The 23,273-nt window shown below is 71.3% G+C and carries 19 protein-coding genes; 10 read left to right on the top strand and 9 right to left on the bottom strand.

The window, feature by feature from the left end:
• Positions 1 to 19: 19 nt before the first annotated feature.
• A complete protein-coding gene (locus tag AB0K12_RS04170) occupies positions 20 to 1,009 on the bottom strand; it encodes a LacI family DNA-binding transcriptional regulator (RefSeq protein WP_364555406.1) in 990 nt (329 codons plus the stop codon).
• A 240-nt stretch (positions 1,010 to 1,249) separates the two neighbouring features.
• On the opposite strand from AB0K12_RS04170, the gene AB0K12_RS04165 reads away from it, so the two are divergent.
• Positions 1,250 to 4,534: a discoidin domain-containing protein gene (locus tag AB0K12_RS04165; protein WP_364555404.1), complete on the top strand. Its 3,285-nt coding sequence runs from the start codon at positions 1,250 to 1,252 to the stop codon at positions 4,532 to 4,534.
• Here AB0K12_RS04165 and AB0K12_RS04160 read toward each other — a convergent pair.
• A complete protein-coding gene (locus AB0K12_RS04160) occupies positions 4,531 to 5,403 on the bottom strand; it encodes a sugar kinase (RefSeq protein WP_364379007.1) in 873 nt (290 codons plus the stop codon). The genes AB0K12_RS04165 and AB0K12_RS04160 overlap by 4 nt on opposite strands.
• A 192-nt stretch (positions 5,404 to 5,595) precedes the next feature.
• Here AB0K12_RS04160 and AB0K12_RS04155 point away from each other — a divergent pair, with 192 nt between their 5' ends.
• From AB0K12_RS04155 to AB0K12_RS04140, 4 genes are all read left to right on the top strand, one after another.
• Positions 5,596 to 6,336, top strand: a complete 741-nt coding sequence (locus AB0K12_RS04155; RefSeq protein ID WP_364379009.1) for a hypothetical protein — start codon at positions 5,596 to 5,598, stop codon at positions 6,334 to 6,336.
• Between the two features lie 173 nt (positions 6,337 to 6,509).
• A complete protein-coding gene (locus tag AB0K12_RS04150) occupies positions 6,510 to 7,211 on the top strand; it encodes a DUF4344 domain-containing metallopeptidase (protein WP_364555401.1) in 702 nt (233 codons plus the stop codon).
• 31 nt (positions 7,212 to 7,242) lie between these two features.
• Positions 7,243 to 7,947, top strand: a complete 705-nt coding sequence (locus AB0K12_RS04145; protein ID WP_364555399.1) for a maleylpyruvate isomerase family mycothiol-dependent enzyme — start codon at positions 7,243 to 7,245, stop codon at positions 7,945 to 7,947.
• Positions 7,948 to 7,973: 26 nt separating this feature from the next.
• Positions 7,974 to 8,237: a DUF6343 family protein gene (locus AB0K12_RS04140; protein ID WP_364555397.1), complete on the top strand. Its 264-nt coding sequence runs from the start codon at positions 7,974 to 7,976 to the stop codon at positions 8,235 to 8,237.
• A 122-nt stretch (positions 8,238 to 8,359) separates the two neighbouring features.
• On the opposite strand, the gene AB0K12_RS04135 is transcribed toward AB0K12_RS04140, so the two are convergent.
• Positions 8,360 to 8,611 (bottom strand): type B 50S ribosomal protein L31, encoded by a 252-nt coding sequence (locus AB0K12_RS04135; RefSeq protein ID WP_364555395.1) that lies wholly within the window; start codon positions 8,609 to 8,611, stop codon positions 8,360 to 8,362.
• A gap of 28 nt (positions 8,612 to 8,639) precedes the next feature.
• On the bottom strand, positions 8,640 to 9,416 hold the full coding sequence (locus AB0K12_RS04130) for an SDR family oxidoreductase (RefSeq protein ID WP_364555392.1): 777 nt from the start codon (positions 9,414 to 9,416) through the stop codon (positions 8,640 to 8,642).
• Positions 9,417 to 9,840: 424 nt separating this feature from the next.
• Between AB0K12_RS04130 and recQ the strand changes: the two genes are divergently transcribed.
• On the top strand, positions 9,841 to 11,664 hold the full coding sequence (gene recQ, locus AB0K12_RS04125) for a DNA helicase RecQ (RefSeq protein ID WP_364555390.1): 1,824 nt from the start codon (positions 9,841 to 9,843) through the stop codon (positions 11,662 to 11,664).
• A gap of 606 nt (positions 11,665 to 12,270) precedes the next feature.
• Positions 12,271 to 13,056 carry a maleylpyruvate isomerase N-terminal domain-containing protein gene (locus AB0K12_RS04120; RefSeq protein WP_364555388.1) on the top strand — a complete coding sequence of 262 codons (786 nt, stop codon included), beginning with the start codon at positions 12,271 to 12,273 and terminating at the stop codon, positions 13,054 to 13,056.
• A 974-nt stretch (positions 13,057 to 14,030) separates the two neighbouring features.
• Here AB0K12_RS04120 and AB0K12_RS04115 read toward each other — a convergent pair.
• Entirely contained in the window at positions 14,031 to 14,837 is an 807-nt protein-coding gene (locus AB0K12_RS04115; protein WP_364555386.1) for a lysophospholipase, read from the bottom strand.
• Between the two features lie 132 nt (positions 14,838 to 14,969).
• Between AB0K12_RS04115 and AB0K12_RS04110 the strand changes: the two genes are divergently transcribed.
• Positions 14,970 to 15,659, top strand: coding sequence for a 2OG-Fe(II) oxygenase (locus AB0K12_RS04110; RefSeq protein ID WP_364555384.1), 690 nt, complete (start codon positions 14,970 to 14,972; stop codon positions 15,657 to 15,659).
• A gap of 143 nt (positions 15,660 to 15,802) precedes the next feature.
• Positions 15,803 to 16,444: an alpha-ketoglutarate-dependent dioxygenase AlkB gene (locus AB0K12_RS04105; protein WP_364555749.1), complete on the top strand. Its 642-nt coding sequence runs from the start codon at positions 15,803 to 15,805 to the stop codon at positions 16,442 to 16,444.
• A 99-nt stretch (positions 16,445 to 16,543) separates the two neighbouring features.
• On the opposite strand, the gene AB0K12_RS04100 is transcribed toward AB0K12_RS04105, so the two are convergent.
• The 3 genes from AB0K12_RS04100 to AB0K12_RS04090 form a co-directional block, all read right to left on the bottom strand.
• Positions 16,544 to 17,233: a helix-turn-helix domain-containing protein gene (locus AB0K12_RS04100; RefSeq protein ID WP_345397291.1), complete on the bottom strand. Its 690-nt coding sequence runs from the start codon at positions 17,231 to 17,233 to the stop codon at positions 16,544 to 16,546.
• Positions 17,234 to 17,242: 9 nt separating this feature from the next.
• Positions 17,243 to 18,289: an alpha/beta hydrolase-fold protein gene (locus tag AB0K12_RS04095; RefSeq protein WP_364555381.1), complete on the bottom strand. Its 1,047-nt coding sequence runs from the start codon at positions 18,287 to 18,289 to the stop codon at positions 17,243 to 17,245.
• A 107-nt stretch (positions 18,290 to 18,396) separates the two neighbouring features.
• Positions 18,397 to 19,611, bottom strand: coding sequence for an amidohydrolase family protein (locus tag AB0K12_RS04090; RefSeq protein WP_364555378.1), 1,215 nt, complete (start codon positions 19,609 to 19,611; stop codon positions 18,397 to 18,399).
• A 98-nt stretch (positions 19,612 to 19,709) separates the two neighbouring features.
• Here AB0K12_RS04090 and AB0K12_RS04085 point away from each other — a divergent pair, with 98 nt between their 5' ends.
• On the top strand, positions 19,710 to 20,123 hold the full coding sequence (locus AB0K12_RS04085) for an SRPBCC domain-containing protein (protein ID WP_364555376.1): 414 nt from the start codon (positions 19,710 to 19,712) through the stop codon (positions 20,121 to 20,123).
• Here AB0K12_RS04085 and AB0K12_RS04080 read toward each other — a convergent pair.
• A complete protein-coding gene (locus AB0K12_RS04080) occupies positions 20,112 to 23,270 on the bottom strand; it encodes a BTAD domain-containing putative transcriptional regulator (protein ID WP_364555374.1) in 3,159 nt (1,052 codons plus the stop codon). The two genes, AB0K12_RS04085 and AB0K12_RS04080, sit on opposite strands and share 12 nt — an antisense overlap.
• Between the last annotated feature and the right edge of the window lie 3 nt (positions 23,271 to 23,273).

The following is a 23,273-nucleotide window of genomic DNA, read 5'->3' as shown; positions in this document are numbered from 1 at the left end:
GACTGCATCACATGGCAGGTCAGTCCTTCGCGCGGGCCGTGGAGGCGCGGACGACCAGCTCGGGCTCGAACAGCAGCTCGTCGGCCGGGACGACGGCCTTGTCGATCTGCGCGACCAGCAGGTCGACCGCCGCCCGCCCCATGGCGTCGATGGGCTGGCGGACGGTGGTGAGCGGCGGCTCGGTGCAGTTCATCAGGGCCGAGTCGTCGAAGCCGATGACCGAGATGTCGGCGGGCACGGCGAGCCCCGCCCGGCGCGCGGCGCGTACGGTGCCGAGCGCGAGCAGGTCGCTGGCGCAGACGACGCCGGTGACTCCGCGCCTGACCAGCCGCGCGGCGGCGGCGTGCCCGCCTTCGAGCGAGAACATCGTGTGCTCGACCAGCTCGGCGTCGCCACCCGATGCGAGGAACGTCTCCAGCTTGCGCCGCGACGGCATGTGGTCCTTCGGCCCGAGCACCATGCCGATGCGCTCGTGGCCGAGGGCGCGCAGGTGGGCGACGGCCATCTCGGCGGCCACCACGTCGTCGCAGGAGACCTGGGGGAAGTCGAGGTGCTCGACGGCGGCGTTGACCAGCACGGTGGGCAGCTTGCGCTCGTGCAGCAGCTCGTAGTGTCCGTGGGAGGCGGCGGCCTGGGCGTACAGGCCGCCGGCGAAGACGACGCCGCTGACCTGCTGCTGGAGCAGGAGATCGACGTAGTCGGCCTCGGAGACGCCGCCGACCGTGCGGGTGCACAGCACCGAGGTGAACCCCTGCTGGGCCAGCGCCCCGCCGACGACCTCGGCGAAGGCGGGGAAGATCGGGTTCTGCAGCTCGGGAAGCACCAGGCCGACCAGCCTGGCGCGGTCGCCGCGCAGCTGGGTGGGGCGTTCGTAGCCGAGCACGTCGAGCGCCGTCAGCACCGCCTCGCGGGTCGCGTCGGACACCCCGGGCTTGCCGTTGAGCACGCGGCTCACGGTCGCCTCGCTCACTCCGACTTTCTTGGCCACCTCTGCGAGTCGTCGAGTCATGCGCAAACTATACGGCCTTCAGCGCAAGCGCTTGCAACGGCTTACGTAGACCGTACGTCGGGCCTTGCGCGGCCCTCACGGCGGCTTCACGCCTGCGGCGGTGCGCTGACCAGCGCGGCTTCGCGGAATTCGACAACGCTAGTCAGTCCAGCGTTTGCGCAATGTCGTCGAAATATTGCGGCCATCTGCTCGACATCTTATGGTTCGGCCAACCGCCCCACCCTCGAAGGGCCACCCCTCATGAGAGCACTGTCAGCCGCCCTCACGTTACTCACCGCGCTCCTCGTCGTCCCGCATCCGGCCGCCGCGGGCAGCACGGCCGCCGCAGAGAGCAACCTCGCCGCCGGCCGGCCCGCCACGGCCAGCAGCCACACCGACGTCTACCGGCCCGCCAACGTCACCGACGGCGACCAGGCCACCTACTGGGAGTCGGCCGGCAACGCCTTCCCGCAATGGGTCCAGGTCGACCTCGGCGCCACGGCCGCCCTCTCCCGCCTGGTGCTCAAGCTCCCCAGCGGCTGGCCGAACCGTACGCAGACGCTCGCCGTCCAGACCGGCACGAACGGCACCACCTTCACCACCGTCGTGCCCCAGGCGACCTACGCCGTCAACCCGGCCACCACGATCACCCTCCCCGCCGGTACGACCGCCCGCCACGTGCGGCTGCACATCACGGCCAACAGCGGCTGGCCCGCCGGGCAGCTCTCCGAGCTGGAGGTCTGGGGCACCGCTCCCGGCACCCCGCAGGACGGCGCCAACCTCGCGCTCGGCAAGACGATGACCGCGTCGTCGCACACGCACTCGTACGTCGCCGCGAACGCAGGCGACGACAACCTCAGCACCTACTGGGAGAGCGCCGCCTACCCGGCCACGCTCACCGCCCAGCTCGGCGCCGACGCCACGCTGACCTCCATCACCCTCAAGCTCAACCCCGACGCCGTCTGGGCCCGCCGCACCCAGACGCTCACCGTCCAGGGCCGCGCCCAGGGCGCCACCGCCTTCACCACCCTCGCCCCCCAGGCCGCCTACACCTTCGACCCAGCCACCGGCAACAGCGTCACGATCCCGGTGAGCGGCCGGGCGGCCGACGTCCGTCTCCAGGTCACGGCCAACACCGGCGCGCCCGGCGGGCAGATCGCCGAGTTCCAGATCTTCGGCACGCCCGCGCCCAACCCCGACCTCACCATCACCGGCCTGACCTCCTCGCCCGCCTCGCCGGTCGAGACCGACGACGTGCGGCTGTCGGCGACGGTCAGGAACGCGGGCAGCACCGGCTCCGCCGCGACCTCCGTGACCTTCTACGCGGGCGGCACCAAGGTCGGCACCGCCGCTGTGGGCGCGCTGGCCGCAGGAGCCTCGGCGACCGTGTCGGCGGACATCGGCGCGCGGGAGGCGGGGACGTACGAGCTGTCGGCCAAGGTGGACGAGGACGGCGAGGTCCCCGAGCAGAACGAGGCCAACAACACCGCCACAGGCACCCTCACGGTCCGGCCGGTCGACACCGCCGACCTCATCGCCTCCCCCGTCGCCTGGACGCCGGGGAACCCGGCGGCGGGCGGCACGGTGACGTTCTCGGTCGCCATCAAGAACCAGGGCACCGTCGCCTCCGGCGGCGGCCCCCACGGCGTCACACTCACCGTCGCCGACGCGTCGGGCACCGTCGTCAGGACGCTGACCGGCTCCGTGAGCGGCACGATCGCCCCCGGCGCCACCACGAACCCCGTCAATCTGGGCACGTGGACGGCGGCCGACGGCAGGTACACGGTCAAGACCGTGCTCGCCGCCGACGCCAACGAGCTGCCGGTCAAGCGGGACAACAACACCAGCACGCTGCCGCTGTTCGTCGGGCGTGGCGCGAACATGCCGTACGACACGTACGAGGCCGAGGACGCGGCCATCGGCGGCGGCGCCACCCGCGTCGGCCCCAGCAGGGAGATCGGCACGATCGCCGGCGAGGCGTCGGGACGGCGCGCGGTGACGCTCGGCCAGACCGGCGCGTACGTCGAGTTCACCGCGAAGGCCCCCACGAACACCCTGGTCACCCGCTTCTCGATCCCCGACGCGCCGGGCGGAGGCGGCATCGACACCACGCTCAACGTCTACGTGGACGGCACGTTCCGCAAGGCCATCCCCCTGACCTCGCGTTACGCCTGGTTGTACGGCCCCGAGGACAGCCCGACCAACAGCCCGGGCGCCGGCCCGCCCCGCCACATCTACGACGAGGCGAACCTGATGCTCGGCACGACCGTCCCGGCGGGGAGCACGATCAGGCTGCAGAAGGACGCGGCCAACTCCTCGACGTACGCGATCGACTTCGTGGACTTCGAGCAGGTCGCGCAGGTGCCGAACCCGGACCCGGCGAAGTACGCCGTACCGGCCGGCTTCACCCACCAGGACGTGCAGAACGCGCTGGACCGCGCCCGCATGGACACCGACCTGACCGGCGTCTACCTCCCCGCGGGCGACTACCAGACGAGCAGCAAGTTCCAGGTGTACGGCAAGGCGATCAAGGTTGTCGGGGCGGGACCGTGGTTCACCCGCTTCCACGCGCCCGCCGGACAGCAGAACACCGACATCGGCTTCCGCGCGGACGCCACCGCCAACGGCTCGTCGTTCACCGGCTTCGCCTCCTTCGGCAACTACGTGGACCGCATCAACGGCCCCGGCAAGGTCTTCGACCTCACCAACGTCGCGAACCTCACCATCGACGACATCTGGGTCGAGCACCAGGTCTGCATGTTGTGGGGCACGAACGTGGACAACCTGACCATCACGAACTCCAGGATCAGGAACGTGTTCGCCGACGGCCTCAACCTCACCAACGGCAGCACCGGCAACCGCGTCAGCAACATCGAGACCAGATCCACGGGCGACGACAGCTTCGCGCTGTTCTCGGCCACCGACAACAACCCGGGCGAGCAGTTCGGCAACGTCTACGAGAACCTGACCTCGCTGCTGACCTGGCGGGCGGCCGGCCTCGCGGTCTATGGCGGCTACGACAACACCTTCAGGAACATCTACGTGGCGGACACGCTCGTGTACTCCGGCGTCACGATCTCCTCGCTGGACTTCGGCTACCCGATGCACGGCTTCGGCGCCGCCCCGCCGACGCGGTTCGACAACATCTCGCTGGTCAGGGCGGGTGGTCACTTCTGGGGGCAGCAGACGTTCCCGGCGATGTGGCTGTTCTCCTCCTCGAAGGTGTTCCAGGGCATCCGGGTCAGCAACCTGGACATCGTGGACCCGACGTACAGCGGGATCATGTTCCAGACCGGCTACCAGAACCCGAGCACGCCGCTCAACCCCGTGCAGGACACGGTCTTCACGAACGTGTCGATCAGCGGGGCCAGGAAGAGCGGTGACGCCTTCGACGCCAAGTCCGGCTTCGGGATCTGGGTGAACGAGCTGCCCGAGCCCGGTCAGGGCCCGGCGATCGGGTCGGCCACCTTCAACGACCTGCGCTTCAGCGACAACCACCAGAACATCAGGAACACGACCTCGACGTTCACCCTCACCATCGACTAGAGCTCGGCCCTGGTGGGCATGCCCTGCCAGTCGCTCACGCTGGTCACCGCGGCGGCGCTCAGCAGCGCCCCGCGGTGCAGGCGTTCCTGCGGGGTGAGCCCGTCGAGCGCGGCGCTGATGTAACCGGCGGCGAACGCCTCGCCCGCGCCGCAGGTGTCCACGATCGGCACCTGCCAGCCCTGGACGTCGTAGCGCATGCGGTCGGCGCGCACGCTCGCGCCCTTCGCGCCCCGGTCCACGATGACCTCGCGCTCGGGGGTGAGGGCGGGCTTGACCAGGTCGAGCTCGTCCTGGCGGAGGAAGAGCAGGTGGGAGGCGCGGGCCAGCTCGCCGAGCACCTCTTCCGCCTCGCGTACGGACGGCCACAGCTCGGGGACGTACTCGACGGCGAAGGAGATCATCACCCCGGCGTTGCGCGCCGCGTTGACGGCCGTGCGCACGGCTTCGAGCGGGTCCCTGCCCAGAGCGGCGGTGATGCCGGTCACGTGCACCATCTTCGCGGCGCCGATCCGGTCGATCGGGACGTTGCCCGGCGCGAGCAGCGAGCCCGCCGAGCCCGCGCGGTAGTGGGAGACGCCCGTCGGCCTGGCCACGCGGGCGTCGCGGAGCAGCATCCCCGTGCGCGTGCCGGCCACCACCCGCGTGTCGGAGACGTCCACGCCCTCGCCCCGCAGCACGGTCAGCGCCCTTGCGCCCAGCTCGTCCTCACCGACCTTGCCCAGGTAGGCGCAGTCGTGGCCGAGCCTGGCGAGTGCGACGGCGAGGGTGAACTCGGGACCGCAGACGTCCAGCCTGGCCTCGCTCTCATGGCGGACTCTGCCGCTGGAGACGACGCCCAGTGGCTCTCCCAGGGTGTAGACGTCCGTCATGGCGCCCGAGCGTAGTCGATCACGTGTCCTAAATCCCATTTTCCCGTATAAGTCCTGGTTAAAGCTTGATCGAAATTTTTTCGGAACTTTGGCCCAACCTTTTCCCGATCCCGTGCCTCAAAGTAGTAGAGGGAGCGCGGCACCCCCAGGCCACGCTCTGAAGTCAATACGGGGAGAGGAATCAGCACCCTCATGAAGAAGTTCGCAGTAGGCATCCTGACCGCCATGGTCGGCGGCACCATGTTGGTTTCGGGCGCGGGCGTCGCTTCGGCGTCCACCGCCGCGAGGCCCCACACCAAGCTCTACATCAAGGACGTCAGCCCGAACCCGGTCCTGGTCAAGAAGGGTGCCGAGACCACGGCGCACTTCAACGTCCTCGCCAGCCGCAACGTCGAGCGCGTCGAGCTCAGCGTCGCCCCCGCGGGCGTGCGCACGCTCGTCGCCAAGGACGTCAAGGGCCTCGAGGGCTGGCGCTTCAGCGCCGCCTTCAACGAGAACGACCCGCAGGGCAAGTGGAGGGCCACCGCCGTGGCCTTCGACCGCGACGGCAAGCGGATCGCCACGGACTCGGCGTACTTCTACGTCAAGCAGGTGAAGAGCAAGGACGACACCCGCATCTCGCGCTTCTACGCCAGCCCCGGCAAGGTGCGCAAGGGCAAGTCCATCACCTTCACCGGTCGTCTCGAAGCCCGCGACGGCCGTGACTGGGACGGCGTCCGCAACGAGCGGGTGAACATCTACTACAAGGCCTTCGGCTCCAGCACCTGGAAGTGGGTCGCCACCGACCGTACGTCGTGGGGTGGCAAGTTCTACGCCAAGACCCGCGCGTACAGGAGCGGCTCCTTCCGCGCCGTCTTCAGCGGCGACCGCCAGCTTGAGGACACCACGAGCCGTAGCGACTACGTGCGCGTGTACACCTGGCACCGTCACTGACCACGTGGGCAGGGCCTGGTGAAGGTCCCGCTCATGTGACTCCAGGCCGAGAAGCCCGGTCCCCCTCGGGGGCCGGGCTTCCGGCTTTTTTACCGTCCGGGAGGTTTAGCGATCTTGATATCGCCGCATGGGACCACCCATTGCGACGGCCGACCCCCGAAGGAGCTCCCCGGATGCCGCACTCCGTGATCGCCCTCGTCCTGAGCATCACGAGCGCCCTGGGAGCGGCACCCTCACCCGAGGTGTCCGTACGCTACGAGCAGCCCTCCTCCAACAGCGCCGAACAGGCAGAACGGCTGCTGAAGAAGAGCGAGGCGCTCAAGACCGACATCATGCCGCCGCGCGACGTGAAGGTCGTCGCCCGCGACTGCGACTCCCCCGAGGCCACCTGGAGCTCCGGCGAGCGCCGCATCACCATCTGCTACTCGCTGGTCGACAAGGTGCACCGCACGATCAAGGGCATCTCCGAGACCGAGGAGGCCGACGCGAAGGCCACCGGCGCCCGCACCGACGGCGCGCTCGCCATGCTCTTCCACCGCCAGCTCGGCCACGCGCTCACCACGCTCAACGGCCTGCCCGACAGCGTCGCACAGGCCGACCAGTTCGCCGCGCTCACGCTGCTCGCCGACGACCCCCAGCACGTCGTGGCCGCCGCCGAGGCCCGCCACCTGCTCGCCGGCCACGACGGCGCCGAGCATCTGGAGGGCATGAAGGAGTCGGCGACGTTCGCCTGCCTGCTCTACGGCTCCGACCCGGCCAAGTACGCCCCCATCGCCAAGGGCGGCTGGGTGCCGCCGGAGCGGGCGCCCTCCTGCCCCGCCGAGTACGAGCGGGTCAGGTCGGCCATCGGGGGCGCCGTCCGTACCGGGCCGTGAATCGTCGGATCTGACGGGTAGCGTCCCCGGTATGTCCGAGGACCTGCTCAAAGACTTCAACCCGTTCGACATCTTCGACGCCGAGGCCGCCAGGCTCGACCGCTTCTTCTCCGGCCTCGACGAGGCCGGCTGGGCGCGGCCGTCGCGGTGCTCCGGCTGGTCGGTCCGCGACGTGCTCGCGCACCTCGCGGGCGAGGAGCTCTACAACCACGCCTGCCTCGACGGGACCGTCCCGGACCTCATGGCGCGGCTGGCCACCGAGGGCGTGAGCGACTACAACGACTTCAACGAGCTGTCCGTACGCCAGCGCAGGAGCCTGCCGATCGGGCAGGTGCTGGAGGAGTGGCGCACCAAGAACGGCGAGACCCGGGCGCGCATGCGGGCACTGGGCTACGACGGCACCCTCGACACCCTGGCCGGGCCCTACCCGGTGGGGCACCAGACCTTCCACTACGACTCCGAGTACGCCACCCACGCCGACGACGTGGGCGCGCCCGTCTCGTCCGACGAGGCCGCCGGGCGGACGGCGTGGCGGGTGGCGGTGGGCCGCTTCGTCCTGGCCGAGCAGGAGTCCAAAGTGCAGGTGGAGCCTGCTGACGGGCAGGTCAGGGCGTCCGTGAACGGGGTCAGCGCGACGCTCCCCTCCTCGGACTTCGTGGAGGCCACCGTGGGCCGGCTCCCCACCGGCCACGACCTCGACCCACGGCTGGCGGCCGCCCTGCGCTGCCTGGCCTGAACCTTACGCGGAGAGGACGGATCCCCATGTGGCTGCGTGATCGCGAGGGCACCGAACCGGTGACGGCCCGCAGCGCGCTGGGCGTGCGGCGGGTGCTGTCGATCATCGCCTTGGTGCTGGGGGTGGTGGCTGCGGTGTTCTTCGCCGTCCAAGCCATGCGGACGGGCGAGCAGGTGTGGGTGTGGGAGGCGGCGATCGCCGCCGCAGTGGCCGTCGTCGCCGCCATCGACCTCCTGATCATCCGCCATCGCCGGGTTTCCCGCCGCCCGGAAGCCCACCGACACCGCTGACCGACGCCTCAGAGACCACCCGCCCCATCGCCGCCCCTACGCCGCCCCGGAACGCAGTGCGCCCGCGCGTCCTGGGGTGTGGCCCAGGACGCGCGGGCGCCATCACGATTTCTACGGATATTTCAGGACGTGGCGCGGCCATAGCGCTGCTTGAAGCGCTCGACGCGGCCGGCCGTGTCGAGGATGCGGCCCTTGCCCGTGTAGAAGGGGTGGCTCGCGGACGACACGTCCACGTCGATGACGGGGTAGGTCCTGCCGTCCTCCCACTCGACCGTCTTGTCGCTGGTCAGCGTGGAGCGGGTGAGGAAGGCGTAACCGGCGCTCGGGTCGCGGAAGACGACCGGGCGGTACGCGGGGTGCAGGTTCTTCTTCATGCCCCCTGCAACCCGATGGCAACGGTTTTCATTCCCGAGCCTCAGGGTCGAGTCCCAGCACCGCACGACCCCCGTCCACCGGCACCGTCACCCCATTGACGAAGGACGCGTCGGGCGAGAGCAGGTACGCCACGACGGACCCCACCTCGGCCGGCGTGGCGACCCGCCCCAGCGGATGCAGCCGGGCCAGCTCGGCCTCCACGGCCGCAGCCCCCTCGGGACTCTGCTCCGCCAGGAACCGCTCATACCGTTCGGTCGCCACCGAGCCGGGCGCCACCGCGTTCACCCGGATGCCGCGCCGGCCGTACTCCACGGCCAGCGCCCTGGTCAGCCCCTCCGTGGCGGCCTTGGCCGTCGCGTACGGCAGGCTGCCGGGCACGGGCCTGGCGGCCTGGTGCGAGGTGACGTTCACGATGGCGCCGGGGGCGCCGGGGGCGCCGGCGGCCAGGAAGTGGCGCACGGCGGTCGCGCACCCCACCACCGCCAGATCGAGATTGGCCGCGATCAAAGCCCTGACCTCGGCGATCGGCGACGAGTCCACGGAGGCGTCACGGAAGATCGCCGCGTTGTTGACCCACCCGGCCAGCGTGCCTGACTCCTGCGCCAGGTCGGCGGCCCAGCCGGCGACCTCCTCGTCGGCCGCGTCCCCGATGACGGGCACGATCCGCCGGCCGTCCGCCCAGGACAGCGCCTCCTTGTCACGTTCGACGGCGATCACGGTGGCCTCCTCGTCGCGCAGGAGCCGCTCGGCCACGGCCCTGCCGATGCCTCGTCCGCCACCAGTCACTACGTAGGAAATGCTCATAATGCTTACGCTATGCGGCCATTCGATCATTTGTAGTGCGCAAAGTGATACGCGTCACGTGATTCCCGCAATTCCCGCGAGAATGGCCGGGAACGCAGTAGTTGGCGATCACCGGGGGGACGTTCCACTAACGATTGATCGGCACACCAGCGATCACTCGGACGGCCGGCTACGGCGCGCCGAATCACACGCATCGACCGCCGCAGGGCGTACGGGAGAGGCGACCGCTTGAGTACGGTAGACGTGCAGCACGATCCCTCGGCCACCTCCTAGTCGACAGGTGGGGTCGTACCGGCCCTCGTGACGGCGTCGTCCTCCGGAGAGGTCGAGAGCCCCACATCTGGGCGGTTTCGTAGGCTGCTGCCCGGCTCCGCCGTCGGCGGAACCGGCCATCCGCCCGCCGCCGAACACGTAAGGTAGCCGCATGGATACCCCCACCGACGTCCTGCACCGCGTGTTCGGCTACGACTCCTTCCGCGAGGGCCAGCAGGAGATCATCGATCACGTGGTCGCCGGGGGTGACGCGCTCGTCCTGATGCCCACCGGCGGCGGCAAGTCGTTGTGCTACCAGATTCCCGCCCTGGTGCGCCGAGGCGTCGGCGTGGTCATCTCCCCCTTGATCGCCCTGATGCAGGACCAGGTGGACGCGCTCAGAGCGCTGGGCGTACGCGCCGGGTTCCTCAACTCGACGCAGGACTTCGACGAACGCCAGCTCGTCGAGTCGGAGTTCCTGGCCGGCGAGCTCGACCTGCTCTACCTCGCCCCCGAGCGGCTGCGCGTCGAGGCGACGCAGCGGCTGCTGGCCAAGGGCGACATCTCGGTGTTCGCGATCGACGAGGCGCACTGCGTGGCGCAGTGGGGCCACGACTTCCGTCCCGACTATCTGGAGCTCTCCCGGCTGCACGAGCTGTGGCCGGAGGTGCCGCGCATCGCGCTCACGGCCACCGCCACGCCGGCCACCCACCGCGAGATCTCCTCCCGGCTCAACCTCGACCAGGCCCGCCACTTCGTGGCCAGCTTCGACCGCCCCAACATCCACTACCGCATCACCGCCAAAAATGACCCCAAGCGGCAGCTGCTGGAGTTCCTGCGCACCGAGCACGACGGCGACTCCGGCATCGTCTACTGCCTGTCGCGCTCGTCCGTGGAGAAGATCGCCGAGTTCCTGGCCGACAACGGCATCGCCGCCGTCCCCTACCACGCGGGCCTCGACGCGCGCACGCGCGCCCACCACCAGGCTCGCTTCCTGCGCGAAGACGGGCTCGTGGTGGTGGCCACGATCGCGTTCGGCATGGGCATCGACAAGCCTGACGTGCGCTTCGTGGCCCACCTCGACCTGCCGAAGTCGGTGGAGGGCTACTACCAGGAGACCGGGCGGGCGGGGCGCGACGGGCTGCCGGCGACGGCGTGGATGGCGTACGGGCTGCAAGACGTCGTCCAGCACCGGCGCATGGCCATGGAGGGCGACGACGCCCACCGCCGCCGCCAGGTGCTTCACCTCGACGCGATGCTCGCGCTGTGCGAGACGGTCGGCTGCCGCCGCACGATGCTGCTCGACTACTTCGGCCAGGAGGGCTCGCAGCCCTGCGGCAACTGCGACACCTGCCAGGCTCCGCCCGAGTCGTGGGACGGCACGGTCCCCGCCCAGAAGGTGTTGTCCACCGTGCTGCGGCTGGCGCGTGAGCGGCGGCAGAAGTTCGGGGTGGGGCAGGTGGTCGACATCCTGCTCGGCAAGAAGACCGCCAAGGTGATCCAGCACGACCACGACACGCTGACGGTCTTCGGCGTGGGCACCGACCTGGGCAACGCGGAGTGGCACGGCGTCGTACGCCAGCTCCTCGCCCAGGGCCTGCTGGCGGTGGAGTCCGACTACGGCGCCCTGGTGCTCACCGACGCCAGCGCCGACGTGCTGCGCGGCCGGCGCGAGGTGCGGCTGCGCCGCGACACCCTCCGCCCGGCCCGCGCCAAGGTGGCCGGCTCGGCGAAGTCCGCGAAGGCCGCCGTCGAGCTGCCCGCCGAAGCCGCCCCCCTCTTCGAACGCCTCCGCGGGTGGCGCGGCGCCACCGCCAAGGAGCAGGGCGTCCCCGCCTACGTCATCTTCCACGACGCGACCCTCCGCGAAATCGCCACCGCCCGCCCCACGACCCTGGCAGAGCTGAGCAAGGTCAACGGCGTAGGCGAGAACAAACTCGCGAAGTACGGCGAACAAGTCCTGGAAGTCCTGCAGGAGGACACCCCCGCCCCGTAACCGCAAGCGCGCCCGGAAGCCATGCGGCTACAACACTCGGGGGACGAGCCCCTAGGCCGACCACCAGCGCATCGCCCAACCAACTGACCTCACCACGGACAGTGACCTCCCCTCAGGAGCGTTCAGCCGCCGGAACCCGGCTGCACAACACCACCCCACACGTCGTACGATCACTTTGTACGGAAATGTCAAACCGCACACCGTGACGCGGCTCTTGGTAGAACCCGGCGACGTTCCGACCGATACGGTGAGAAGATCGGTTAAGGTATCCAGCCACGGCTGGAAGGCCGCCCAAGCCACACCGTGCCGGGGGGACGGTAACCCGTCCGGTCTGAGTCCGCGAGGCGACTCCTTCGTCCACCGCGGACAGGCCGGCCAACGTGGTGGCGACGACCGTTCTTCGTGCGGCCGTCGCCACCACCACGAGCCCTTCTCAGCTCGCATCCTCCAGCGCCTCTCATGACAGCTCGGCCAGCCGACGCCCGCCCCGAGCCGGTCCCCCCGCTCCGAGCCGGTCTCCCGATCCGAGCCCGGCGTACGACCCGCCCTGTCAGGTCCCCGATGAGTTCTCGCCTCGCCAAGGGTCTCCATCTACGAGGAGGCGATATGAGCGAGCATGAGCAGGCGCTGAAAGCAGGGGTGGCGCTGCTGGAAAGAGCCATCACGTACGCCCTCGGCAGCCTGCGCCTGGTCACCCCGGCCACCCTCTGCCGCCCCACTCCGTGCAGTGGCTGGACCCTGCACGACCTACTGACTCACGTGGCGGACTCCCTCCAGACCCTCGCCGAAGCAGCAGAAACCACCATCCCGCTCACATCCCAGGGCAACGCCACCAAGCAACGCGAACGCCCACCCCTGACCCCCACACCGACCATCCCCCACCGCCTGACCCCACTCCCCGGCCCCGGCCACGGCCCCGGTCACGGCCCCGGCTTCGGACCCGGACTTGAGCTCGGGCTCGGGCTCGGGCTTGGATGCGAGTTTGGGGATGGCTCTGGGCGCGGGCCGGGAGTCGGGTCTGAGCCTGTGCCCGTCAATCCGGCTCTGCTGCTCAGGGACAGCACCACCGAGGTGCTCGGTCGGTGGGTTGCTCTGTCGGGGGACGACCTCGTCGTCGTCGGCGACCGCCGCCTGACCCGCCCGATGGTGGCGGCGGTGGGCGCGATCGAGGTCGCCGTCCACGGCTGGGACGTGGCCATGGCGTGCGGTGAACGTCGCCCGCTGCCGCCGCTCCTGGCCGAAGAGCTGCTCGACCTGGCCAGGCTGTTCGTCACCGCTCAAGAGCGGCCGGACCGTTTCGCCCCACCCCTCATCGTCCCTCCACACGCCTCCGCCCAGGACCACCTCCTCGCCTACCTCGGCCGCGACCCCACCTGGACCCCCTTCCACTGACCTCCCCCGGAAGACCCCACGGAAGACCCACGGAAGACCTCTGCCGGCAGCGTCTGAGCTGCGGCCCTTTCGCGACAGCTTCTCCGCTCCGGTCTCCGCCGACGGCCTCCCTCCTGCCTGTGAGGGTCGTGGAACCTTGTGCCGGGATTCGGAGTAGTGGAGGTGGGACGCGAAGCAGCGAGGTGGAGGAGGCCCGGGTGAAGGTGTGGTGCGCGGTTGCGGGTGTTGTCATCGCCATGGTGACGAGTGCGTGTGCGGGGCCGGGTTCCGCTCCGGGTGGTGAGGCTGGTGGCGGTCCTCCGGCTGCGGGGGTTACGGCGGAGAAGGAGGAGTCGGGGCGGGTGGGGGCGAGTCCGGCGCGGACCGGGGTGGGGTGTCAGGGGACGCCGGTGTTCCTTGGTGACGGGTTTCCGGAGGTGCAAGGGACCGCTCAGGGGGCTGAGTTGTGGGGGTTATTGTTCGTGGCGAAGACTCCGTTGCAGCGTGGGGACGAGGTCAAGATCGTGTGGCGGATGACCGGGGAGGGGCCGCTGGAGGTTCGGGCCGGTCTGGGCGACGGTACTCAGGCCAAGCCGATCTGGGGGCCCGAGGAGCATGGCGGGTCCACTTGGCGCAGGCCGGGGCAGGAGTGGGGCACTGGGTTCGTGTTCCCGAAGGCGGGGTGTTGGAAGATCGAACTCAGCCGCACGCGTGGCTCAGGACACGTCTGGCTTCCGGTGGAATGAAGGCCCGACTCCGCCATTCGGCCCACGGCCAACCGCTGATCAGGCCGCAGGTCCAGTCAGGGCAGGGCGCGGGTGATGCTCGACCCGCCGCCACAGTCCGGTGTGCATCCCACGGCAAGGCACGGGAATGTCCGACCCTGGCCAGGCATGTCACGACAAAGCGCGGGCGATGCCCGATCGCCTCCGCGTCCCGGCGTGGAGCGTCGCCCCTCGCGTGATGGCGACTGTTCGCACCGGAAGGTGATCTTGTTACGACAGGGACTGGTCGATGAATGTGGTGACGTCCTCCAGGACCTCGTCCTTGTTCGTTTCGTTGAAGATCTCGTGGCGGGCGCCTGGGTAGATGCGTTCGGTCAGGTTTGTGCCGCGGATGGCGGTTATGCCGGTGCGGGTGCCTTCCAGGGGGACTAGCTGGTCGTCCTCGCCGTGGGCCCAGAGGGTGGGGAGGGGGCCGAGAGTGCCGGTCTTGGTGATGATGTCGAGGGTCGTGGCGAGGGCTTCGAGCGTGGTCCGCTTGAACGGGCCGTGCCAGACCAGCGGGTCGGCCGCGTACGCCTCCCCCACGGCCGGGTCGCGGGACAGCGTGGCCGGGTCGATGGGCGTGTCGGGCGGCTCGGGGTAGGCCAGCAGTTGCGGCACGACCGCCCACTCCCCGAGCACCGGCCCCGACAGGACGAGCGCGGCCAGGCCGCTGCCGTAGCGCTGGGCGTAGCGGGCCGCGATGAGGCCGCCCATGGAGTGGCCGATCATCACCACCGGTACGTCCGGATGCGCCGCCCTGGCCTGCTCCTCGATGGTGTGCACGTCGGTCACCACGTCCTCGTAGTCCGCGATGAGCACCCGGTCGCCCCCGGACCTGCCGTGGCCCATGTGGTCGAGCCCGTAGACGGCGGCGCCGTGGCGGACGAGCCGGTCGGCCACGTACTCGTACCGGCCGATGTGCTCGCCGTAGCCGTGCACGAGGAGGGCGGCGTAGCGCGGCCGGTCGTTGGGCCATTCGCGGACGTGGTTGACGACTCGGGTGCCGGTGAAGGTGTACTCGCGCGACGCGGCCATGCCTACTCCCTGTGTGCTCACTCCTGGGTCCGGAGTGCGGTGAGCGTACGACGTCCGGCCCCCGCGATCAAATAGCCGGGCGCGAGGTCTGAAACTGCCGAGTTCCGGCGAGGCGGCGGTGTTGGGAAAGGCATGGACATCGTGACGGACGAGCGGCTGGCGCGCGAGCTCGACGCGTACGGCTGCGCGCTGACCCCGCAGGTGCTCACTCCGGAGGAGTGCGCGCAGATCGCCGGCCTGTACGACGAACCCGGGCACTTCCGCGCCACCATCGACATGGAACGGCACCGCTTCGGCGCCGGACAGTACCGATATTTCGGTCACCCGATCCCTCCCCTGATCGCACGGCTGAGGGCCGCGTTCTACGCCCGGTTGCTGCCGATCGCCCGGGATTGGGCGGCCCGGCTGGGGCAGCCCGCGCCCTGGCCGGACGATTTCGGTGAATGGCTGGACATGTGCCACCGCGCCGGGCAGACGAGGCCGACCCCGATCCTGCTCCGCTACCGCGAGAACGACTGGAACGCCCTGCACCGCGACCTCTACGGCGACCTGGTGTTCCCGCTGCAGGTGGTGATCGGGCTTGACCGGCCCGGTCACGACTACACGGGCGGCGAGTTCCTGCTGGTGGAGCAGCGTCCGCGGGCGCAGTCGCGGGGCACGGTGACGCTGCTGCCTCAGGGGCACGGGCTGGTCTTCACCACGCGCGACCGGCCGGTGCGGTCGGCGCGCGGCTGGTCGGCCGCGCCGGTGCGGCACGGCGTCAGCACCGTACGCTCCGGCCTGCGCCACACTCTCGGTCTCGTCCTCCACGACGCCAAATAGGTCCGTCACGCCTTACCCCGATGGGACGGGCTCCATGAGGCCGAGCGGGTCCCCGAGGCCGAGCGGGGCGCATGGGCCGTCCTCGAGAATGGGGGCATGTGGTGCACGATCCTCCACCGAGTAACGACCCCAGATCAGGAAATATCGTGATCCCGCTGCCGTTCCGAGAGATCGCCCCGGGTGCGGTGCACGTGCCCGGATGGCTCACCCTCGACCAGCAACGCCACCTCGTCCAAGCATGCCGGGAATGGGCGAAGGGCCCCGTGCCGATCCGGCACACCGTGCTGCCCGGCGGCGGCCTCATGTCCGTGCAGACGGTCTGCGTCGGCTGGCACTGGCAGCCCTACCGCTACACCCGCCTTGCCCACGACGTGAACGGCCGCCGGGTGGCGGAGTTCCCCGCGTGGCTCAAGGAGCTGGGCCGGCGGGCCCTGGCCGACGCGTACGGGAAGGAGACCCCGTACGACCCCGACACCGCCCTGATCAACTTCTACGACGGCCAGGCGCGGATGGGCATGCACCAGGACAAGGACGAGCGCGCGGACGCCCCCGTGGTCTCGCTCAGCATCGGCGACGCCTGCCTGTTCCGTTTCGGCAACACCGCGACGCGCGGCAAGCCCTACACCGACGTGCGGCTCGAATCGGGTGACCTGTTCGTGTTCGGCGGGCCGTCGCGGCTGGCCTACCACGGGGTGCCGAAGGTTTATCCGGGCACCGGCGACCCTGCCACGGGCCTGGCCGCCGGCCGGCTCAACCTCACGATGCGCGTCACCGGCCTGGGCTGACGCGCCCCCGCGCCACCGCAAGCGGGCAACGCGCCCTCGCGTCAGCGCGGGCAGGTGACGCAGCCTCGCGTCAGCGCAGGCAGGTGACGCAGCCTCGCGTCACTGGCTCGCGGGGACGTAGCCGAACTCGTCGTCGGAGAAGCGGCGCCGCAGCGTGCGCAGCACCTTGGCGGTGTCGTCGTCGGGGCCCTCGACGTAGAACGGCCTGCCGTCGCGGCCGAACGTGATCGCCGGCTCCTCCTCCCACTTGCCCAGCACGTCGGCGCCGAGCGAGAACAGGTCGTTGGGCTCGAAGCCGAGCGACTGGGCGTAGTCGATGGAGCCGAACACCAGGTGCCTGGCCAGCTCGATCGGGGCCTCCTGCCAGCCCGCGTATTCGCCGAAGAAGTATTCGCGGAAGCGCGCGAGGTCGCGGTCGTCGAGCACGTCGGGACCGATGACGGCCTTGACGCCCTGGCAGTAGACGTCGGCCAGGTAGCCGCAGACCGTCAGGCGGTCCCAGTTGTAGCGCCGGGCGACCAGCACGCACACGTTGCCGCCGCCGCCGGAGCCGGGGGCCTCGTCGACCCACCCGCGCGCCGGATCGACGCCGAGCCCCTCGCTCCAGCCGACGTTGATCCAGCAGCCCATCACCTCGGCCTCGCCGGGGCCGGTGGCCTGAGCGGTCTCCTCGGCGATGGCGCGCACCAGCGGCGCGACGACCGACGGTGAGACCTTGAGCGCCCGCGCGATCTGCTTGGGCGACATGCCCTGCTCGCGCAGCTCGCGTACCTGGTCCTTCAGTTCCATTGCGGCAGCCTACTGGACCTCGCCTGCGGTGAGGCGGCGGGCGAGCCAGGCGAGGGCAAGTGGATAGCGGTATTCGATGCCCCCGTGACCTGCGTCGAAGAGCTCGAAGGCGACCCGGTCGGCAGGCACGCCCGCCGCCTCCACCGCGCGGCGGAACGCCACGGCGCCGAAGTCGAGGAAGTATTCGTCGCGGCGGCCCGCGTCGATCCAGATCGCCCGCAGGGAGCGCAGCGCCTCGGCGTGGCGCGGCTCGCCGGCCATCACGACCGGGTCGTGGGCGAGCCAGCGCTGCCACACCTCGGGCACGACCGCGCCGGTGTCGTCGAACGGCAGCCGCACGGTGCCGTCGTCGTCGGCGGAGTAGGCGGCCGCGTAGGCGTACATCTCCAGCAGCTCCAGGTCGCCCTCCTTCGTGCCGGCCAGCCGGCCGCGGAAGTCGGTGAGGAAGGCGTCGTAGGAGCCGTCGTACGTGTCGCGCAGCCGCCGCGCCAGCACCGGGAACGTGCGCCGCATGCTGACCTCGAACAGCGCGTCTCCGGCGTGGGTGGCCAGCGCGCCGAACACGTCGGGCGCCAGCATGGCGGTCACCATCGCGCCGTAGCCGCCGCTCGACTTGCCGGTGATGGCGCGGTGGTCGCGGTCGGCGAGCGTGCGGTAGCGGGCGTCGACGTAGGGGACGATCTCGTCGCGCAGGTAGGAGTGGTAGCGGCCGGTGGCGGGCGAGTCGAGATATTGGCTGCCGCCGAGCGAGGTCCAGGCGTCGACGTAGACGACGATCGCGGGCGGCACGTCGCCCGCCGCGAACAGGGCGTCGGTCAGCTCGGGGTAGGGCTGGCGGAACGGGGTCCTGTTGAACCACATCGCGACGTGGCCGGTGTAGCCGAGCAGGACGTAGATGGTCGGGTAGCGGCGGTCGGGCGCGTCGTCGTAGCCGGGCGGGACGTAGACGACCAGCGGCCGCTCGTGCGGGTCGCCGAGGGGGTTGCCGCGCAGCAGCGCGCTGTCGACGACGTGGTGGTCGAGGCGACCGGCGAGGTCGGCGGACCAGGGCAGCATGCGGGCTCTCCTCGGGGGACGTGTGGTGAGTTGACTTCCTCCCCACGGCTGAAGCCGGGGGTCTGCGCCCAAGATTCCAGATCAGGATGCCGTACGGCACCGACAGTTCAGCCGACCGACAAGGTGGTGGTGTCGACGCCCGCCTGGGTCACGGCCCGGCCCGATACCAGCACGAGCGAGAGGTTGCGCAGGTCGGCGAGGCGTTCGAGGGGGTCGCCCGCGACCGCGATGAGGTCGGCGCGCTTGCCGGGGTCGAGGCTGCCGGTCACCTCGCCCACCCCGCAGGCGTCGGCGGCCAGCACGGTGGCCAGCTCGATGATCTCGGCGTTGCGGTAGCCGGCCATCGCGAACACCTCGAGCCCGCCCACGTACCCGTCGGTCGGGTTGGCCACCTCGCCCACCGCGAACCCGGCGTCGGTGCCCGCGATCTGCCGCACCCCCGCCTCCCGCATGCGGGCGACGCCGGACAGCCAGGCGTCGAGCATCTCCTGCCCGTGCACCTTCCTGATGCGGTCGAAGACGCCGTGCACGGTCGGGCAGACGTACGTGCCGCTGGCCGCGACCAGCTCCACCAGCTTCGGGTCGTAGCGGTGGCCCGACGGGGTGAAGAACGTACAGTGCTCGATCGTGGTGACGCCGGCCTCGACGGAGCTGCGGATGGCGGCGTGCGCGTGGGCGTGGGCGGCGACGCCCTTGCCGCGCGTGGCGGCCTCCTCGACGACGGCGCGGAGCTGCTCGGTGCCGTACTGCGGGACCCAGCTCGGCGGCGCGCCCGGCGTCATCTGGCCGCCGGATGCCATCACCTTGAGGCAGTCGGCGCCGGCCCGCAGGTTCTCCCGGGCCACGCGGCGGATGGCGGCCTCGTCGTCGGCCTCGCCGCCCATGTACCAGCAGTGGCCGCCGGTGATGGTGATCGGCCTGGTGGCGGCGACGATGTGCGGGCCGACGGCCAGGCCCTCCTCGACGGCGTCGCGCAGCGCCAGGTCGAGGAAGCCGCGCGCGCCGAGGTCGCGGGCGGTGGTGACGCCGGCGGAGACGAGCTTGCGCGCGTTCTCGGCCATGCGCAGCAGCAGGTGGGCGTCGCTTTCGGCGCTGCGCCGCGTCACCGGGTCGACCTTGGCGTCGAAGCCCAGGTGCACGTGCGCGTCGACCAGTCCTGGCAGGACGGTGTGTTCCGGCAGGTCGAGCACCTCGTCTGCCTCGCCGGCGCTGCCGCGTGGCCCCACGGAGACGATGCGGGGCCCGTCGATGAGGATCTCGCCGTTCTCGATCACCTCTCCTGGACGTCCGGTGAGCACCTTCGCCGCCCGAATGATCCGCATGCGTCCCAGCGTGCCACGGGCCTGAAGGCGGCGAGAAGGGGATCGTAAGGACGGCGTCGCACTCTGGGAGCATCCGTCACCTCCGGAGGGCAGAGCGCATGTCCGTGACCGTCGCCTACGACCTCGTCCATCTCCTCGGCGCGCCGCGCCCGCTGGTGTGGGCCGCCTGGACCGAGCCCGAGCGATTCTGCCGCTGGTTCGGGCCCGCCTGGATGGCCACGCCGCTGGGGCGGGTCACCCTCGACGTGCGGGCGGGCGGGGCGTGGGGGGTGACGCTGGTCGGGGACGAGGGGTTCGAGATGGTGGTGGGCGGGCGGTATCGGGAGGTGGTGGCGCCGGAGCGGCTGGTGTTCACGACCGGTGCGGGCGAGCGGGCCGCGTCCGTGGTGACGGTGGTGTTCGTCGCGGCGGGCGCGCGGACCGAGCTGCGGGTACGCGAGATCGGCGTGGGCGTCGGGCGTGAGGGGTGGGAGGAGTTCTGCGGACGGCTGGCCGCGTACCTAGAGCTCTAGCAGGGTGAGCGCGTCTTCCAGCTTGTACGTCTCCCCCTCCGCGTACGCCGCCGCGTACGCCTCCTCCCCCAGCGCCTCCCGCGCCCGCGCGGCCGTCCTGTCGATGTCCTGCTGCTCGATCGGCGCGGCGGGCAGCCGGTGGTGCCGCCGGGCGGCGGCGGCCATACCCAGCAACCGTGCCCCCCGCTCGGTGGACGCGGCGGCGGACGCGGCGGCCTCCACGGCGCCCACAGCCGTCCAGGGGTCGCCGATCCTGCGCACCGCGGCCAGCGCCTCGGCGTGCAGCTCCAGCGCCCCGGCCGCATCACCGCGCAGCTCCAGGAGCCGGCCCATCTCGACGAGGACGTCCGGCAGGTGCAGCGCGGGCTCGGCGGCGGGGTCCCGGGAGACGCCGTCGAGCAGGTGGCGCAGGTGCCGCTCCGCCAGGTCGAGCCGGCCCGACCGGCGCGCGGCGAAGGCCAGGCCCATCTCGGCCATCGTCGCGGCCTTGCTGTATCCCTGGGCGGTGGCCTGGGCGAGCGCGCGCTCGCCCAGCTCGATGGCGCGCTCGTACGCGCCGCTCTCCAGCGCGGTCCAGCCCAGCCAGGCGATGTAGGTGACCACCTCGGGCCACAGCTCAAGCTCCTCGGCCATCCGCAGGTTCGCGCCGAACAGCCGATTGGCCTCCTCGGTGTCGTGCTCCATCTGCGCCAGCGAGGCCAGCCACTCGGTGGCGCGCAGCAGCCCCCACCGGTCGCCCAGCTCGGTGAACAGCCGGGCGCTCTCGCCCGCGACGCGCCGCAGCGCCTCGGTGTCGCGCAGGGTGAAGGCGTCCATGGCCTGCCTGGTGAGCGCGGTGGCGACGCCCCAGCGGTCGCCGACCTCCCTGAACGTGGCCAGCGCCCGCTCTCCCAGCTCCTGTCCCGTCGTCATGTCGGCGACGTGCAGGGACATGAACAGCTCCGCCCTGGCCCGCGCCCCCGGGTCGGCGATCGCCGCCACGACCGGCGGCCAGTCGGGCTCCTCGCCCATCATGAGCGCGAAGCCCGCCTCCCAGGCCGCCGCCCTGGCCCGCTCGTCCCCCTGCTCATCCCCCTGCTCATCCCCCTGCTCGCCGCCCGGCACGGCGAGCGCCGTCGTCAGGGCCCGCCTGCCCTCGGTGAGGCGGCCACGCAGGAACCAGTACCAGGTCAGCGCGTTGACCAGCCGGGCCGCGCCGTCCGCGTCGCCCGCCGCCGCGGCGGTGTCGAGCGCCGCGCGCAGGTTGGCCGACTCCGCGTCGAGGCGCAGCAGCCAGTCGCGCTGGTCGGGGCCGTACAGCTCCGGCTCGGCGCGCAGGGCCAGCTCCAGGTAGTGGCGCAGGTGCGCCTGGCGTACCTCGTCCAGCTCGCCCGCGTCGGCCAGCCTGGCCAGGCAGTACGCCGACACCGACTCCAGCAGCCGGTAGCGCACCCCGCCAGGAGTGTCCACGACCGTCACCAGCGAGCGGTCGACCAGCCTGGCCAGCAGGTCCAGCACGTCGAGCGGGTCCAGCCCGCAGACGGACTCGGCGGCCTCCAGCGTGCAGCCGTCGGCGTGGACGGCGAGGCGGCGCAGGACCACGCGTTCGTCGTCCGACAGCAGGTCCCAGCTCCAGTCGATGACCGCGGTGAGCGTCTGCTGGCGGGCGGGGGCGCCTCGCTGCCCCGAGGCCAGCAGCCTGAACCGGTCGTCGAGCCTCGCCACCACGCCGTGCACGCCGAGCGCGCGCACCCGGGTGGCGGCCAGCTCCAGCGCCAGCGGGATGCCGTCGAGCCTGCGGCACAGCTGCGCGATGGCGGGGGCGTTGCCGGCGTCGAGGACGAACCCGCGGGCGGAGGCGGCGGCCCTGGTCACGAAGAGGCGTACGGCGTCGGAGCGGGCCATGGCCGCGAGGTCCTCCCCGGCGGGCACGCCGAGCGGCGGCACATTCCACAGCACCTCGCCCTCGACCGCCAGCGGCTCCCTGCTGGTGGCCAGGATCCGCAGGTCGGGGCAGGAGCGCAGCAACGACTCCGCCAGCTCGGCCACCTGCTCGACCAGGTGCTCACAGTTGTCCAGCACCAGCAGCGTGCGCCGCTGCCGCAGCACCGTGGCCAGCCTGGCGGACGCGGCCTCGGGGCCGGCGTCCTCCCTGATGTCCAGCGCGGCCATCACCGCCTCTGCCGGGGTGCGGGACGCCTGGTCGAGCGCCACCAGCCAGGCGCCGCCCGCGAACTCCTCCGCCAGCCGGTTCGCCACCTCGAGCGCGAGCCTGGTCTTGCCGACGCCGCCGCTGCCGGTGAGCGTCACCAGGCGTTCCTCGCCCAGCAGGGCGCCGATCTCGGCCAGCGCCGCGTCACGTCCGATGAGCTTGCTGACCGGGGCGGGCAGGTTGGTGGACGGCCGCTCGGCCGGCACGCTCAGCGCCGGGTCCTGCCGCAGGATCGCCTGGTGCAGCGCCACCAGCTCGGGGCCGGGGTCGAGGCCCAGCTCGTCGGCCAGCCGGTCGCGCAGCTCGGCGTAACCGGCCAGGGCCTCGCTCTGCCTGCCGGCGCGGTACAGGGCCCGCAGGTGCACGGCGCGCAGCCGCTCGCGCAGGGGATGGCGGCGTACGAGGTCGCTCAATTCGCCCACGAGCAGCCCGTGCTCGCCCAGCTCCAGCCGGGCCTCGGCGTGCTGCTCCAGCGCCGACAGCCGCTGCTCCTCCAGGCGGTGCACGGCCGCCCTGGTGAACTCCTCGTCGGCGAAGTCCGCGTACGCCGGGCCGCGCCACAGCGCCAGCGCGTCGGCCAGCAGCCCCGCCTTGGTCCTGGGGCTGTCGGCGGCCTCGGCCCTGGCCAGTGACTCCGCGAACCGTACGGCGTCCACCGCCCCCTCGTCGGCGCGCAGCAGGTAGCCGGGCGCGCGGGAGACGACGAGGTTCTTGCCGCCGCTCTCGGCGTCCTCGAACGCCTTGCGCAACTGCGACACGCGCACCTGCAGCGCGCCCGCCGGGTTGGCGGGCGGGTCCTCGCCCCACAGGTCGTCGACCAGCCGGTCGACCGACACGGGGTGCCCCTCGTGGACCAGCAGGTCCGCGAGGAGCGCGCGTACCTTGAGCCCGGGGATCGTGACGCTCTGCCCGGCATCCGTCCACACGGCCAGCGGGCCGAGCACGCCGAATCGCATGCC

Origin of the sequence: Nonomuraea sp. NPDC049419, from assembly GCF_040676995.1 — a bacterium.
GTDB classification, from domain to species: Bacteria; Actinomycetota; Actinomycetes; order Streptosporangiales; family Streptosporangiaceae; genus Nonomuraea; species Nonomuraea salmonea.
Note: the sequence above shows the minus strand (reverse complement) of the source record. Positions and strands in the feature narration are given on the sequence as shown.